13 protein-coding genes and 1 tRNA gene are annotated in these 14,772 nt (G+C 58.6%); 6 read left to right on the top strand and 8 right to left on the bottom strand.

The genetic code is table 11. The features are described 5' to 3' along the window. Positions 1-5: 5 nt before the first annotated feature. The 5 genes from gshB (at position 6) to AC1DK3_RS16225 (ending at position 4,510) form a co-directional block, all read left to right on the top strand. Complete coding sequence (gshB, locus tag AC1DK3_RS16205; protein ID WP_477193282.1) at positions 6-956, top strand: glutathione synthase; 951 nt, start codon at positions 6-8, stop codon at positions 954-956. Next, entirely contained in the window at positions 953-1,492 is a 540-nt protein-coding gene (locus AC1DK3_RS16210; RefSeq protein WP_477193283.1) for a hypothetical protein, read from the top strand. Before gshB ends, AC1DK3_RS16210 begins: the two co-directional genes overlap by 4 nt. A gap of 25 nt (positions 1,493-1,517) precedes the next feature. After that, the gene (locus AC1DK3_RS16215; protein WP_477193425.1) at positions 1,518-2,411 is read left to right on the top strand and encodes a DUF3800 domain-containing protein; all 894 of its coding nucleotides are present in this window, start codon (positions 1,518-1,520) and stop codon (positions 2,409-2,411) included. A gap of 279 nt (positions 2,412-2,690) precedes the next feature. Continuing rightward, positions 2,691-4,217: a YifB family Mg chelatase-like AAA ATPase gene (locus AC1DK3_RS16220; protein WP_477193284.1), complete on the top strand. Its 1,527-nt coding sequence runs from the start codon at positions 2,691-2,693 to the stop codon at positions 4,215-4,217. A gap of 11 nt (positions 4,218-4,228) precedes the next feature. Continuing rightward, on the top strand, positions 4,229-4,510 hold the full coding sequence (locus AC1DK3_RS16225; RefSeq protein WP_477193285.1) for a KTSC domain-containing protein: 282 nt from the start codon (positions 4,229-4,231) through the stop codon (positions 4,508-4,510). Positions 4,511-4,538: 28 nt separating this feature from the next. Here AC1DK3_RS16225 and folD read toward each other — a convergent pair whose 3' ends face one another. The 3 genes from folD to AC1DK3_RS16240 all read right to left on the bottom strand — a co-directional run bounded on the left by folD (position 4,539) and on the right by AC1DK3_RS16240 (position 6,087). After that, on the bottom strand, positions 4,539-5,426 hold the full coding sequence (gene folD, locus AC1DK3_RS16230; RefSeq protein ID WP_477193286.1) for a bifunctional methylenetetrahydrofolate dehydrogenase/methenyltetrahydrofolate cyclohydrolase FolD: 888 nt from the start codon (positions 5,424-5,426) through the stop codon (positions 4,539-4,541). Between the two features lie 23 nt (positions 5,427-5,449). Beyond that, positions 5,450-5,734: a DUF167 family protein gene (locus tag AC1DK3_RS16235; protein ID WP_477193426.1), complete on the bottom strand. Its 285-nt coding sequence runs from the start codon at positions 5,732-5,734 to the stop codon at positions 5,450-5,452. 62 nt (positions 5,735-5,796) lie between these two features. Continuing rightward, a complete protein-coding gene (locus AC1DK3_RS16240) occupies positions 5,797-6,087 on the bottom strand; it encodes a YggT family protein (RefSeq protein ID WP_477193287.1) in 291 nt (96 codons plus the stop codon). A 184-nt stretch (positions 6,088-6,271) separates the two neighbouring features. Here AC1DK3_RS16240 and AC1DK3_RS16245 point away from each other — a divergent pair. Continuing rightward, a tRNA-Ala gene (locus AC1DK3_RS16245) sits at positions 6,272-6,347 on the top strand. A gap of 607 nt (positions 6,348-6,954) precedes the next feature. On the opposite strand, the gene AC1DK3_RS16250 is transcribed toward AC1DK3_RS16245, so the two are convergent. The 5 genes from AC1DK3_RS16250 to AC1DK3_RS16270 all read right to left on the bottom strand — a co-directional run bounded on the left by AC1DK3_RS16250 (position 6,955) and on the right by AC1DK3_RS16270 (position 14,764). Beyond that, positions 6,955-7,491 carry a terminase small subunit gene (locus tag AC1DK3_RS16250; RefSeq protein ID WP_477193288.1) on the bottom strand — a complete coding sequence of 179 codons (537 nt, stop codon included), beginning with the start codon at positions 7,489-7,491 and terminating at the stop codon, positions 6,955-6,957. An 817-nt stretch (positions 7,492-8,308) separates the two neighbouring features. Next, positions 8,309-9,814 (bottom strand): sodium:proton antiporter, encoded by a 1,506-nt coding sequence (locus AC1DK3_RS16255; protein WP_477193289.1) that lies wholly within the window; start codon positions 9,812-9,814, stop codon positions 8,309-8,311. Positions 9,815-10,142: 328 nt separating this feature from the next. Beyond that, on the bottom strand, positions 10,143-11,333 hold the full coding sequence (gene gcvA / locus AC1DK3_RS16260; RefSeq protein ID WP_477193290.1) for a transcriptional regulator GcvA: 1,191 nt from the start codon (positions 11,331-11,333) through the stop codon (positions 10,143-10,145). Positions 11,334-11,336: 3 nt separating this feature from the next. Next, on the bottom strand, positions 11,337-12,818 hold the full coding sequence (locus AC1DK3_RS16265; RefSeq protein ID WP_477193291.1) for an aldehyde dehydrogenase: 1,482 nt from the start codon (positions 12,816-12,818) through the stop codon (positions 11,337-11,339). Continuing rightward, a complete protein-coding gene (locus AC1DK3_RS16270; protein WP_477193292.1) occupies positions 12,815-14,764 on the bottom strand; it encodes a CoA transferase in 1,950 nt (649 codons plus the stop codon). Before AC1DK3_RS16270 ends, AC1DK3_RS16265 begins: the two co-directional genes overlap by 4 nt. Positions 14,765-14,772 lie beyond the last annotated feature (8 nt).

Genomic DNA, 14,772 nt, shown 5'->3' on the forward strand with positions numbered 1-14,772 from the left:
CTTTTATGCCTCTTCGCATTGCCGTCCAGATGGACCCGATTGATCGCATCGACATCAGCGGCGATTCAACGTTCGCCATCCTCCTCGAAGCGCAGAAGCGTGGACACGACATTTTCTATTACACGCCGCTCGATCTGGCCTTGCACGGCGACAAGCTTCTCGCCCGCGGCCAGTCGCTGAAGGTCGAAGACAAGCACGGCGCGCATTTCGCGCTTTCAAATCCGCGCACCGAAAACCTGGGCGACCTCGATGTCGTCCTACTGCGGCAAGACCCGCCGTTCGACATGGCCTACATCACCACGACCCATCTTCTCGAACGCATCCACCCGAAAACGCTCGTCGTCAATGACCCGGCGAGCGTGCGCAACGCGCCGGAAAAACTGTTCGTCCTGGATTTCCTCGACCTGATGCCGCCGACGCTCGTCACGCGCTCGCTCGCCGACGTGCAGGCGTTCCGCACTGAGTATAAGGACATCATCGTCAAGCCGCTCTACGGCAACGGCGGCGCCGCCGTGTTCCGCATCAGGCCGGAGGACGGAAATCTAGGCTCCCTCGTCGAACTCTTTCAAACAGTGTTCCGCGAGCCCTTCATGGTGCAGGAATTCCGCGCCGAGGTGAAGGAAGGCGACAAGCGCATCATCCTGGTCGATGGCGAAATCGCAGGCGCGATCAACCGCGTTCCCCAAGCCGGAGAAACGCGTTCGAACCTGCACGTCGGAGGCACCGCCGTGCCCGTCGAATTAAACGACCGCGACCGCGAGATCTGCGCGCGCCTCAAGCCCGAATTGAAACGCCGCGGACTGATCTTCACCGGCATCGACGTGATCGGCCCGTTTATCACCGAAATCAACGTCACGTCCCCGACGGGCATTCGCCAGGTGAAGAAGTTCGGCGGCAACGACATCGCCGCGATGATCTGGGACGTCATCGAAGACAAGAGAAAATCGCAAGCATGAACGCGCGTATCGATATCAAGACGATGAAAGGCCAATTCACGATGAGATCGATCACGATCGTAAGCGCGCTCGCGGCGCTTTTGTTCGTTGCCCCCGCGTTGCCATGGAATGAAGCGCAGGCCGTTACCGCCTCACCGTTCGCACCGCTTCTCGGACGGTGGTCGGGCATCGGTATGATTGGCTACAAAGCGAGCCCGACCGAAAAAATCAAATGCCGCGCGACCTACCTGTTGACGGACACCGAGGACGAGCTGAAGCAGACGATCCGCTGTGCCACGGCCGGCGGTGCCGTCGAGATCGTCAGCAATGTGAAGGAAACGGGCGGCAAGCTGACGGGACACTGGAAAGAGACGATCCACAATTTCGAGGGCGACCTGATCGGCGACGTTACGCCGAAAGGCTTTCACGTCGTCATCCAGGGCAGCGACGTCGCCGCCAACATGGACATCGTCGTCAACAACGATAAGCAGGCTGTCGAAATTCAGTTCACGAATTCATCCCTGATCGGCATGACGCTGGTGATGACGAAGGGGTGATCATATCGCACCGCCAGCTTACCACATTTTCAGCGATGAATTTGGCGACCAAGCACTCAAGGCTGCTGCGTCAGAATTTTTCATTGTTTCTGCTGTTGTGGTTGCAGCTCGGCGCGAGCCTGATCTTCCCGAATGGGTACATCGGATCAACCAGCAACGACGGCATTGGCGCGGACAGCCGCTGCATTTTACCGACCTCGATGAGCGGACGAAGCTTTGGGCGACCCGATTTATCGGCAAGTTGCCCCTTCGATGCTTCACTCTGATTTCTCATAAGGGCAACATGCTCAACTATCGTAATGTGCGCGCTGAGCGAGCCGCGGATTTGCGAGTCTATTCAGATGACGCCACTAGCTTTTCGATCGAGCCGAGGCGGAAGCTGTGGTACTCCCAGATGGTTCTAAAAGTTCTCCTGGAGCGAGCGACGGAGTGGTGCCTCGCGCGAAGCCACCGCGATTACGGTGAGGCTCGGCCGGTGGAAATCACGATCGCGCAGCGCGGTGGATTCTACTTAGATCGGTTTAAAACATACCTCGAGAAAGACCGGAGAAATCTTGCTTCCGGTACTAACACGCTGCCACGCAATCTAGCCTGGCCGGTCGTAGATTTGGATCTGATTACGACCGCGCCGGCGAGCAACGTCGCAGGGTTGCAGATTGCTGACATAATAAGCGGTTCATTCTCGAGAGCAGTCGACGAGCGACGGTTTCACTCTTGCGACACCCGGTTTGTCTCAAATCTCGGTGGGCGAATCGCACGGAAAGGAAAAGACCGACGCATCGCCGGATGGGGCGTCACTGGTCTGCCTTGGAATCTTTGGGAAGCCAATCTGAGCGCTGGCCAAGAAAAGCTGTTTCGGATGTTCGGCTATGATGACGAAAAGCTGGTGCGCCCTGGTCCGATTCTTCCAGAGGGTTGATAGACAACCATTCCGGCTGTCATTCCCTCTAGGAGCCGCAGTCAGCCGCAGCTTCGGATAGTTCCAGCGTTTCGCACCAGCGGCTGCAAAGTAGCTTATTTTCGCATCTGCGGCAAGATAAGTCGTTATGAATCAATTAGTTGAGCAACCCATTGATTTTGATTCCGTTTTCGATTCATTGAACTCAATTCTGATGGACTGTTTCGTTCATTTCGTGTGTTCCCCATTCGTTCTTGACTTTATCTCAGCCCGCTGATTAGCTCCCCTTGGGGGAGCAACATGTACGGTCAGATCTCCACGCTCGCGTTCATCGGCATAGAGGCACGGCCTGTCGAAGTGCAGGTCCGCGTGACGCCTGGAGCCGCCGCCTTCGCCATCGTCGGCTTGCCCGACAAGGCGGTCGCCGAAAGCCGCGAGCGCGTCCGCAACGCCCTCCACGCCGTCGGCCTCGGGCTCCCGTTCAAGCACATCACCGTCAACCTCGCGCCCGCCGACCTGCCGAAGGAAGGCAGCCATTTCGATTTGCCCATCGTGCTCGCGATGATGTGCGCGATGGAGGCGATCGCGCCGGATGCCATCGCAGGCTATGCCGCCATCGGCGAACTGGCGCTGGACGGCTCGATACGCGCCGTGCCGGGCACGCTGCCCGCTGCGATGGGCGCCAACGCCATCGGCAAGGGCCTCATCTGCCCCGCAGCCTCGGGCCCCGAAGCGGCCTGGGCCAGCGAAGACCTCGCGATCCTGGCCGCGCCGCATCTCCTGTCGCTCGTAAATCACTTCAAGGGCACACAGACGCTGTCCCGGCCCGAGCCTAACGTCCTCCCGACCCAGAGCTACGCCGTCGACCTCCGCGATATCAAAGGCCAGGAAACGGCCAAGCGCGTCTTGGAGATCGCGGCTGCAGGCAACCACAACCTGCTGATGATCGGGCCGCCCGGCTCCGGCAAATCGATGCTGGCCTCGCGCCTGCCGTCGATCCTCCCGCACCTACAACCCGAAGAGATACTCGAAGTCTCGATGGTGCATTCGCTCGCGGGCGAACTCGTTGGCGGCAAGCTCACGGTCGAGCGGCCGTTTCGCGCGCCGCATCACTCGGCGAGCATGGCGTCGCTCGTTGGCGGCGGCTCGCGGCCAAGGCCCGGCGAGGTCTCGCTTGCGCATCATGGCGTCCTCTTCCTCGATGAGCTGCCCGAGTTCCAGCCGAACGTGCTCGACGCGTTGCGCCAGCCGTTGGAATCGGGCGAGACGGTCATCGCCCGGGCGAACCACCGTATTGCTTACCCGTCCCGCATTCAGCTGATCGCAGCGATGAACCCGTGCAAATGCGGAGGCAGCAATCCCGGCGAACCATGCCGCCGCGGTCCGCGCTGCGTTGGCGATTATCAGGCGCGCGTGTCTGGGCCGCTGCTGGATCGCATCGATCTGCAGATTGAGGTCCCCGCGATATCAGCGGCTGATCTCGTTTTGCCCGCGCCGTCCGAAGGAAGCGCCGAAGTCCGCTCTCGCGTCGCCGCGGCTCGCGATCGACAACGCACGCGGTTCGCGGCGCTGGGCGCAAAAGGTGTCCGCACGAATGCCGATTGCTCGGCAACGCTTCTCGAACAAACGGCGACGCCCGACGAAGCGGGTGTGGCGCTGCTCCGCCATGCGGCGGGAACCCTTGGATTATCGGCGCGAGGCTTTCACCGCACGCTCAAGGTCGCTCGAACCATAGCGGACCTGGAGAGTTGTGAGACCGTGGCCCGCGCTCATGTAGCGGAAGCCCTGAGCTATCGAGGGGAGACGCTGCGGCAAGTCAGAGTATAGTGAAGTCGAGAATGGTGAAGAAAATGGAGTTTCGGAAATCGTCGGTTATTCATGCCGCTGAATACGACGCTGCAAGCCGGAAGTTGGACATCGTTTTTTCGAACGGCAGCTGCATCACCTACTTCGAAGTGCCGGGCCGGGAATACGAGGGCCTCGTCAACGCGGCCTCCGTCGCGGAATATTTCAAGACCCGCATTCGCGGCCACTACGCCTGCGAAGAGTGCGTTGAAACGCGCCGCTGGCGATCAACGAAAAACGCCGGGACACGAAGGTCCCGGCGCACAATTCACTGACTTGGGCCACGGACTTTAACGTGTCGGCTCAGCCGAAAGCAGACTTGACGCCGGCCTGCATCGCGGCGGCCTGAGCGGAATTCCGCAATAGGCACGCGATCGTCATGGGGCCAACGCCACCGGGAACCGGCGTAATCGCGCCTGCGATTTTCGCGCACTCTTCGTAGGCAACGTCGCCGACGATCTTCGTCTTTCCGTTGTCCGACGGAACGCGATTGATGCCGACATCGATGATGGTCGCGCCCGGCTTGATCCAGCTTCCCTTGACCATCTCCGGAATGCCGACGGCGGCGATAACGAGATCGGCTCCACGAACGACGTCTTCAATGTTCTTCGTGCGCGAGTGGGCGATCGTCACCGTGCAGTTTTCCCTGAGCAGCAACGCCGCGACCGGCTTGCCGACGATGTTCGACCGGCCGATGACGACGGCGTTGAGGCCCGAGAGGTTCCGCAGCACGCTCTTCGCGAGGATGACCGAGCCGGTCGGCGTGCACGGGACGAGTGCGCGTTCGCCAACCCAAAGCCGGCCGACGTTCACGGGATGGAACCCGTCGACATCCTTGTCGGGGCTGATGAGGTTCAGCACCTTCTCGGCGTTGATGTGCTTCGGCAGCGGCAGCTGCACGAGAATGCCATGGCAGGACGGATCGTCGTTGAGCTTCTGAACGAGCGCCAGCACGTCGGCCTCGGGCGTTTCAGCCGGAAGGCGATGCTCCCAAGAGTTCATGCCGACTTCGACGGTCTGCTTGGCCTTGTTCGCAACGTAGACCCTGCTGGCCGGATCTTCGCCGACAAGCACGACGGCAAGTCCGGGCTTCAGGCCATGTTCTTTCTGAAGACGCGCGACCTCGGACGCCACTTCAGCGCGGACCTTCGCCGCAATCTCTTTCCCATCGATGATGTGCGCCACGGACATTCCCGTCTTTCCTCCTGGTTCGCCTATTTTCTCAATACGTTTGTTCGTTCTTGCAGTAGCCGTTCAAGCGTCTCCGGATCACCGGAAATCTTCAAGGATTTGAGCCGCGACTTGCCCCCCGTTGCGAGCGAAACCGAGCTCTTGGTCACTCCGAGCCACCGGGCGGCCAGCTCTTCGAGCGCCCTGTTGGCGGCTCCATCCTCGGGAAGTGCGCGGACACGCGCCTGAAAGGCCGGACCGTCGGGGGTTTCGACGATCCCGTCAATCGCCTCTTTGGAAGATTTCGGCGTCAGCCGAAAGTGCGCAATGACGCACGCGCTCCCATGCCGCCAGGCCTTGCGAGCCGGCGGCTGGGACGCCAGGCGGCTGATCACACGACCGCCTTGGCGATATTCGGAAGAACGACCGTCTGGATGAAATAGCAGAGCAGCAACAGAATAACGGGCGAAATATCGAGACCGCCCAAGTTGGGAAGCGCGTTCCGGATGGGCCGCAGCAACGGTTCCGTCACCGCATTCAACCCCTGCCAGATCGAACGCACCATGGGGTTGTAGGCGTTGATAACCCCAAACGCCATGAGCCAGCTGACGATCACCACGGCGATGATGATGTACGTATAAAGAGTGATGAGATAACTGATAAAACCCAGAAGCTCGAGCATTCGTCGTCCCGCAGTTGTCGACTGTTGCGCCATGTAGCCCTGACGACCAGTGCGCCGCAAGTAGTTGATCCCGCTTGCTTGGGACTTGGCCGGTAGGCAGGGGCAATTACGGCGTCGCGAGCGGGCTCCGCACGACGCGCTTTCTTGACAATGAACGAGGCCAAATTTTAAATGCCCGACCATTGGGGCCGTAGCTCAGATGGGAGAGCGCTGCAATCGCACTGCAGAGGTCAGGGGTTCGATCCCCCTCGGCTCCACCAAAAACATCCGATTATAAAGCGGTTTCTTCTGTACCTAATCCGGGGCCGCGCGCTTCACTCTGTTCGGGTAAGCGCAGGGTAAGCAGCAGCGTCAATTTCGATGCTTCGCAGGTCGCGTCTCAGGTTTGAAATTTTCCGTCGTCCGGCTGCTCGAACTCGGCGCCTTGCGAGGCGGACGGAAGCCGTCCCAGCAATTGCAATGAGCATCTGACGAGCGCTGACATGCTCTGCTGCTCCGCAGATTGGAATGGCAACGCACATCCGCATTCGGATCCAGGCCTTCCATAAGCTTCGCCTCGCGAGCGAACTGTTCCATAACGCCGCGCGTCTCCCTTAAGGCCCGCGGCTGTATGTTCGGATGAAGTCCGCGCCGGCGGAAGGCCTCAGAGGCGCCAGCGAGAGTCCTACTCCTGGGCCGTATTTCCAAGCTGTTAGAGAACTGCATTCGGTGCCGCTACTCGCCACCGAAATTCAACAGAAAAGTGAGGTCCGTAATATCGATCGAACCAGACGCGTAGGCAGACGAAAGATTAGTTCCGCCGTGGTGCCTCGCGCCGCTGTTGCGCCATAACGCTGCGGGCGCTGGGCTCCCGGTAAAGCTCGCGCCCTAAGCCATCCTTTTGTGTGCTCGTGCAAGCCGCTCCGCTAGACCGTCGATGCCTTGGACGTGCACCTGATCCTGGAAAGCATTGACCTGGACGTGTTTGCCGATCAATTCAAGGCGGCGCACGCGGTTGTCGAGCTTGATCTTACGTACTCGCCCGATGTGCTCGCGGTCATCGCCCTTGCCCTCAAATAGCTCTTTGGACTCGATGCTCTGGACGAGCCCTTGACGCCAGATCAACGGCCACTCGTGCACCGGCAGGAGTGCACCTGTGTTCTTGTCGTAAAGGTCAGCAATATCCGCTTTTGCTTCGTCTGAGAGACGCTTGAGCACCCAAACGGCGTCAATGTTCAATTTTTCGGAACGCTCACCGCGGCGTCGTTCGATTTCAACAGACACATTAGCATTGCTTAGCAATCTGGAACCCTGCACCTCTGCGCTATTATGAGCATAGCCCGCGCGGATAGCTGCCTGCTTAGCGTTTAAGTCCAGCAGAAATTCTTCAACGAACCGCTCTTGCTTTGCAGTCAACCCAGCCATCGCCAACACCTCCTCATTCGGTGTTGATATTAGGCATCAATGGTTATGGAGCTGACTGGCGACCGGGCACTTCCGCTTCGCCGAGAAAACGGACCTTCCTTCGTCCGCCGTCACGCTAGGTCAAGTGTGCTGCGGTTACGTCGGCAAGACCACCGAAAGCAGACAACCACCAATTGACGCAAAGGGCCAACAACAAAAATCATTCCGGCGTTCGCGTGGGTGACCGCCTAATCGGGAACATGCCGCTCCACTACCGAGGGAGGTGACTCTGCCGCGCTTTCGTCAGACCGAGAGTCGAGGTCGGAAGAGGCCCTGGTGCTGGCGAGGGGAAGCCCATCGAGCATTGCCGCCCGTCTATACATGCGCACGGCACGGTCGCGCATCCGGTGCGCGTCATCGACGGACGGAATATAGACGACAAGACGGTTGCGCTCGCGCGCCCGGTCAAGCTTGAGTACCTAGGCCGCGCGTCTGTAGACGTCGGTCATGCGCTGGATCACTTCGGGGGAAAAGGATGCTGTATGGGACATCGGGTCTGCAAATCCAAGTAAGCTGCAGAAATGCGCTTCGGCGTCCTTAGTGGCTAAGCGGGAGACTGGCCGGCTCCGCAGCGTCGTGATTTCAAATTACTTGCTGGCGAATCCAGTGAATGCCGACGACCAGGATGTCATTCATGTCGTCCTTCTTGCGCTACGTCGCTGCGCGTCCTTTGGATCATAGACCTCACCATGGTCGCGGTCATTCGCTGGATAGTCACTAATGAAGGTCACCGGTCGTAACGACGGTTCTCACCTTTCGACTCAGCGTGCAACTGAAGTCATAGGAAGAAGAGCCATGTGAGCAGCAAGAAGCAAGGGACGAGAATGGCCCCCGACCAAGCCATATAGCCAAAGAAGCTTGGCATTCGGATTCCTTGGCTCTCGGCGATGGCCTTGACCATCAAATTGGGAGCATTGCCGATGTAGGTATTCGCACCCATAAACACTGCGCCCACGGAGATTGCCTCTAGTGTAGTGCGCAAAGGGCCAGTGAGGAGGGCAGGATCTCCACCTGCCATATTGAAGAACACAAGGTAGGTTGGGGCATTGTCGAGAATGCTCGACAGACCACCTGCAAGCCAGAAATACATGACGTTGTTTGGCTGACCGGCCTCGTCCATTGCGAGGCGTATGACTGGTGCGAGCGCACCCGCACTACCGGCCTTCAGGATGATGATCGCCGGGATAAGGGTGATGAAGATGCCGCCAAACAGCTTTGTAACCTCGACGATCGGGGCCCAGCTGAAGTCATTGCCAGCGCGAATATCCTCTGAAGTGCTTGCCCACGAGCACCAAGTGATCAGCAGGAGTACGACATCACGTAGTAGATCTTGTAGCCCAATCTCGACGCCGAAGATGTTCAGACCAACTGCCGGCCTCCACAGACCGCTAGCCAACACCACGAGCAAGATACCGGCGAGCAGCGCAATATTGATCCATCCCGCAATGCTCAGCCTGCTGTCGAGAGTAGGATCTGGCTTGGGAGGGTTTCTCTTGTCGAGCCGAAAGAGATGTGTGTCGAGGACGAAGAAAACGGCGAGCAATGCCGACACGACGACGAGCCAGGGGCCAAAGAGATGGACGGTCGGCCAGAAAAAACCAACCCCCTTCAGGAAGCCAAGAAACAGAGGAGGGTCTCCGAGGGGCGTCAGTGCGCCACCCATATTCCCAACGATGAAGATGAAGAAGATGATGACGTGCACATTGTGAAGTCGGTTGTCGTTAGCTCGAATAACCGGACGGATAAGGAGCATAGCTGCACCGGTTGTTCCGGCTACCCCGGCGATGAGTGCCCCAATTCCGAGAATGCTCGTATTGAGAGCCGGCGAGCCGTGGAGGTTCCCCTTCACCAGTACGCCTCCGGCCACAGTGAAGAGGGCGAGAAGCAGGACCACGAATGGAATATACTCGAGCAACAGAGTGTGAGCGAGTTCGTAGAGCGTTGAAGTGAGACCGAAGACGAGCGAGCTGGGCAAAAGAAAAGCGAGCGCCCAGGCCGCTGCTATCTTTCCGAAGTTGTGATGCCAAAAGCGCGGATGCGTCAGGGGCACAATGGCGATCGACAACAAAAGGCCTACAAACGGAACGATCCACAGCGCGCCGAGGTGCTGACCGTCAATGTGTACGCGTTCTCCCGCCCAGGCCCCACCTACGAAGAAGAATGAGCCGGCAATAATGGCGCTCGGACCTATGATGGCAGCCGCTATTGCGCGATACTTCAATACGGCGATACAGGCTAGCGTTACGGCAAAAAGCAAGAAGTCAAACCACACGCCCAAACGCAAGCTCCGCTCATTAAGCCGCTAACGTGAGCGGGGTTATAAAATCGAAAAGAGGAAGGGTAGGGATCCGGACGCCGCGATTGGCGCCCGACATTTGTGATGTAATCTGGCATCCGTGAAAGTTGCGGCTCAACACGCAAGGTGCCAAACGCAACCGTGTAAACCAATGCTCCTACCAGCACTGAGGGTAGCGATGCCGGAGTGAATTGCACCTCCCTCAAGGTTCTGTGCGAAGGTGATGGGATAGATCAGCGCAACAGAGGTGCCCGCGCCGAGTGCGAGCGCCGCCAAAAGGCACGTTACACAAGACAGGCGATACTTGAACGCCGGCTCAACCCCAACTCCATTCATCTGAAATTAGTGAGTTGTCATGCCGACATTGCGGAATCGTCTTGGCGCCCTGCGCAGCGTCTAGTTCCATTTCCTCTTCTATCTCTTTCAACAACCACGAACGGAAACGTCTCAACGCTGGATTTCGCAGTCGGCTCCGCGGATACACAAAATAGTAGGTGAAATTCCCACGAGACACGACAGGATCGCATACTTGAATGAGCGTTCCTTGCTGGATGTCCTTGCGGAATAGCGCAATCGGCCCGAGCAGCACGCCTTGGTTCCCCATCGCGGCTTGGTAAGCGAGAAGCGAGGAGGCGAACTTAGGCCCTCCGTGTGCATCGACCACCCCCGTAAGCCCCGCCGCCTCGATCCAGAGTCGCCAGTCGTCGGGCCTCGCCACCGTATGTAGAAATCTTACGCGAGCAAGATCCCGTCCCGTGTGCAAGCCATTCTCAGCGGCATATTGGGGACTACAAAGGGGAGCCAGATCATTCGCAACGAGACGATCTACTTCGCAGCCCGGGTAGTTGCCATCGCACAAACGAATGGCGGCATCGATGTTTTCTCGGTCAAAATCGACGCCCTCAAGTGAGGTCGTGAGGCGCAACTCTGTATTCGGATTTTCCAAATAAAACGACTTTGTTCGCGGAATTAGCCACTTGGCGGCAAACGTTGTGTAAGCTCGAATTCGAACAATCTGCTCGTCCTTGTACCCAGTGAGGATGTTCGTTCCTTCGGCTAAAGCGTGCAGGTGCACCGTTGCAATCTGAAAGTATTGTTCGCCTTCGGCCGTCAAAATTACTTCGCTGGGCGAGCGACGAAACATGGCGATGCCAAGGAATTCTTCGAGAACCTTAACTTGCCGGCTAACTGCCCCTGACGTGACACCCAACTCTTCCGCGGCTTTTCGGATGCTCTTGTGCCGTGCGGCAGCTTCGAATGCGCGTAAGGGATTTAGCGGCGGAAGACTGCGCATTCGCGGTATCTCGTTGCAGCCGATGGAGCGTTGTTTCGGCGCATTGACTTTGATATTCAACGTTGCACGGAACTCGGCGCTAAGCAATCCAATTGTCCGCCGTTCGGAGCGCCACCTTCGAATGCGGGCGAAGCTGTCAGCTTCGTCTTGAAAAGACGAGCAGGCTAGCGGAAAGCCGTTAGGAAACACCCGAGCCAACATTGAGTCAGTCATAGCTCAACGCATCACGAATGGATTCCCGGGAACGCTGTCCGAAGTCGAGATCCAAACGCTTTTACGTTCGAGAAAATCGTTAATCGCCTCGATGCCGTTCTCACGCCCCAGACCGGAATGTTTCATTCCGCCAAATGGCATCATAAAGCTGACAGCACGGTAAGTATTGACCCAAATGGTTCCTGCGCGAAGTGCTTTCCGTATCCGGAGCGCGCGCTTCATGTCCTTGGTCCAGACCCCAGCCGCCAGACCGTAGATCGTGTCGTTGGCGATCCGCACGGCTTCGGCTTCGTCATCGAAGCCCAAAATTGATAGGACCGGACCAAAGACTTCCTCTTGCGCGATACGCATGCGAGACGTTACGTCATCGAAGATGGTGGGCTCGATGAACTGCCCGCCCGATATCCCTTTGCCCGAAGCGGGCTTACCACCCAAGATGCAGCGCGCGCCTTCGCGTTTGGCGATCTCTATATAATCCAGCACCTTCTGATACTGGCTGGGCGTCGTGATTGGCCCAATATTGGTCTGCGGCAACATAGGATCGCCGATCCGAGCGGAGCTCGCCATTTCAACCAGGCGCTCGACAAAATCGTTGCGGATTGAATTTTGCACGAGAAGACGCGATCCAGCGATGCAAGTCTGGCCGGTGGCGGCAAAGATTCCCGACACGACTCCTGCTACGGCAGCGTCAATGTCGGCATCAGCAAAGACGATATTGGGGGACTTGCCTCCCAGCTCCAATGCCACCCGCTTCATGGATTTCGCAGCCTGAGCATAGATCGCGGCACCCGTGGTGTCGGACCCGGTGAAAGTCACCATTGCTACGTCCGGATGATCGACGAGTGCCTTGCCAGCTTCCGGCCCGAAACCCGTGACGACGTTGAATATGCCGGGCGGGATTCCCGCTAATGCTGCAAGTTCGGCAAATTCCAGAGTGCTGGCCGAAGCGAACTCCGACGGTTTCACGACGACCGCGCAGCCGGCTGCCAACGCCGGAGCACATTTGAATGCAACAAAAAGCAGAGGCGAGTTCCAAGCGGTCAGCGCGGCAACTACTCCGACCGGTTCGTGCTCGACAAATGCAAACATGTCAGGCTTGTCGATAGGCACGACATGGCCTTGCAGCTTGTCGGCAAGACCACCGTAGTAGCGCCACCAGTGCGGGATGTAGCGCAGCTGGCCGAGCATCTCGGTCAGAAGTTTTCCATTGTCCCGCACTTCGATCTGCGCGAGTCGCTCGGCATTGTCGGCAATCAGTCCCGCGAGCCTTACAAGGATCGAGCCCCTCTCGGTTGCGCTCATCCGGGACCAAGGCCCCTCAGTCATGGCGCTCTTGGCCGCTGCTACAGCGCGTTCTACATCGGCTTCGCCGCCGCGCGGCAGCTTTGCCCAAACGGTTCCCCGGTAGGGATCGATGCTATCAAACCACGATCCTGAAACCGGATCGACAAAAGCACCGTCGATGAAGAGCTGGTAGGTCTTCATATGTTACTTCCATGGGAGTGACGCCATCCGTCCAGTAAAACAGTCTCACGCGTGAGAGCCGAATCGAGGGGGCCGTATAAGGGCATCCGGTCGACCCGCGCCGGTAAACTTGGCGGCGGAAACTCCACGCCATCGATGCGATAAGGCGGATGAAGAAGCGGCCATCCCCGACCATCCTCATCGGAGGCGGTAAGGATCATGTCGCGCTGAAATGCTGGATCGAAGAGCAGCTCGTCCACCCTGCGCACCGGTTGCACACGATTGCCCGCGCTACGGAGTCGACATGCTGCGTGCGCTCGAGGAAGCGTTGTCACGAAGAGCAATTCAGCTTCGTCCACGATGCACTCGTCGGCGATCCAAATTGGCCCGTCTAAAACTTCAAGCAGATAGCCTGCGTTCCCTTCGCCTTCGCCGGCCAGAAGTGCGGCCCAGGCAGTGACGTCCTGCATCGCGACGTCGGCAAAGCGGTTCGTCGACCACACGCCTGCCAGCATGGCGAACAGCGTCACCTGGGCGCCAAGAATGTCGGCGGCCGAAATGCCGAGCTTCACCGGACCTCGACTGCTTGGCGTTGCGACCATCGCCCCCGACATGGCCTGTATCACTGTGTCGAATGCGGGTCGGCCAGGATAGGCCGTTGCAAGCCCGAAACCCGAGACCGAGCAATACAATAAGTTTGGATTGATCTGGGCCAATCGCTCGACGCCGAAACCTAGTTTCTCAAGCGAGCCGGGGCGCATGTTCTCGACCAGTATGTGAGCGTCACTGATCAACTCTTCCAGACGCCTCTTGCCCTCATGCGCGGTCAAATCCAACCGCTCGCAGCGTTTGCCGGCATTCGTCTGCGCGAAGTAGTAGCTCGTCCCATCCATCCCCGGCTGCCAGCGCCGCGATGTTTCGCCGGAGGGTGCCTCGACTTTCACAACCGTCGCGCCGAGCGAAGCTAAGTGCCGGGTAGCTAGAGGGACGGCGGTGAATTGGCCAAGCTCGACCACTTTCCAGCCCGACAGCGGTTGGGTTGTGGTGCCGGTCCCGCGCGGTATGTCAGCCACCCCATTATTGAGGAGAGAGAGACGAAAGAGGTCGATGTTAGCCGCTACGGTGCTGCCTGATACTGAGTCTTGCAGCTTTGCGGCGGCTTCAGGATGTCTGAAGGCGAAGTTCGGTTCGCGCCAAAGATCTTCAGGAGCAATTATGGGCCCAGCCGGAATCTGAATGGCCTCGCAGAGGCCAACACATTCCGAGGTCGCCTGTGAAGCCGTCCATTTGGCGATCAACGCATCCAAATGGTCCACGACCGCAATGCGGCCCGACAAGGTAGCAAAGCGCGGATCCTCAAGTGCGGGATCGCATATTGTATCGCGCAGGCGCGCCCATTGAGCTTCTGTGCTGGTGCAAATCAACACGTGTCCATCACGTGTAGGATAGCCATTCCAGGGAGCAGCTGCTGGGTGGCGATTACCGACGCGCCCGCTGCGATGACCGAGGAAGGCTTTCGGCAGAAATGTGGTCAGCATTGCCGCCGCTGCGGCGACCAACGATACGTCGATCCGGCGCGGAGGTTTCTCCGCTAGACGAGAGGCCGAAATAAGTGCGGCTGCATACAGGGCAGCCGAGATTTCGACCACCGGTATCCGCGTTGCGGTAGCCCCGTGCTCGGCAAAGCCCGTGACATCGGTCAGGCCAAAAAGCGCCTGGATCTCGGCATCGCTCAAGCTCGGCCCATCGCAATTTGGCCCAAACCCGGTTGCAATGTCGCACAGGATTGCACTGCAATGTTCCGCGGCGATCGCAGCCGCATCGTTTTCGTCCGACGAGAACAGCACGACATCGTATGGACCGGCAAATTGCGCGCAATCTCCCAGATGCACTTTCGCCCCCGCCTTTCGCAGCAGTTGGCCGCAAAGTCTAACGGCGAGACGCCCATCCAAACTTAAGACATTCATGGCTCTGT

This window comes from Hyphomicrobium sp. 01T421 (assembly GCF_056398805.1).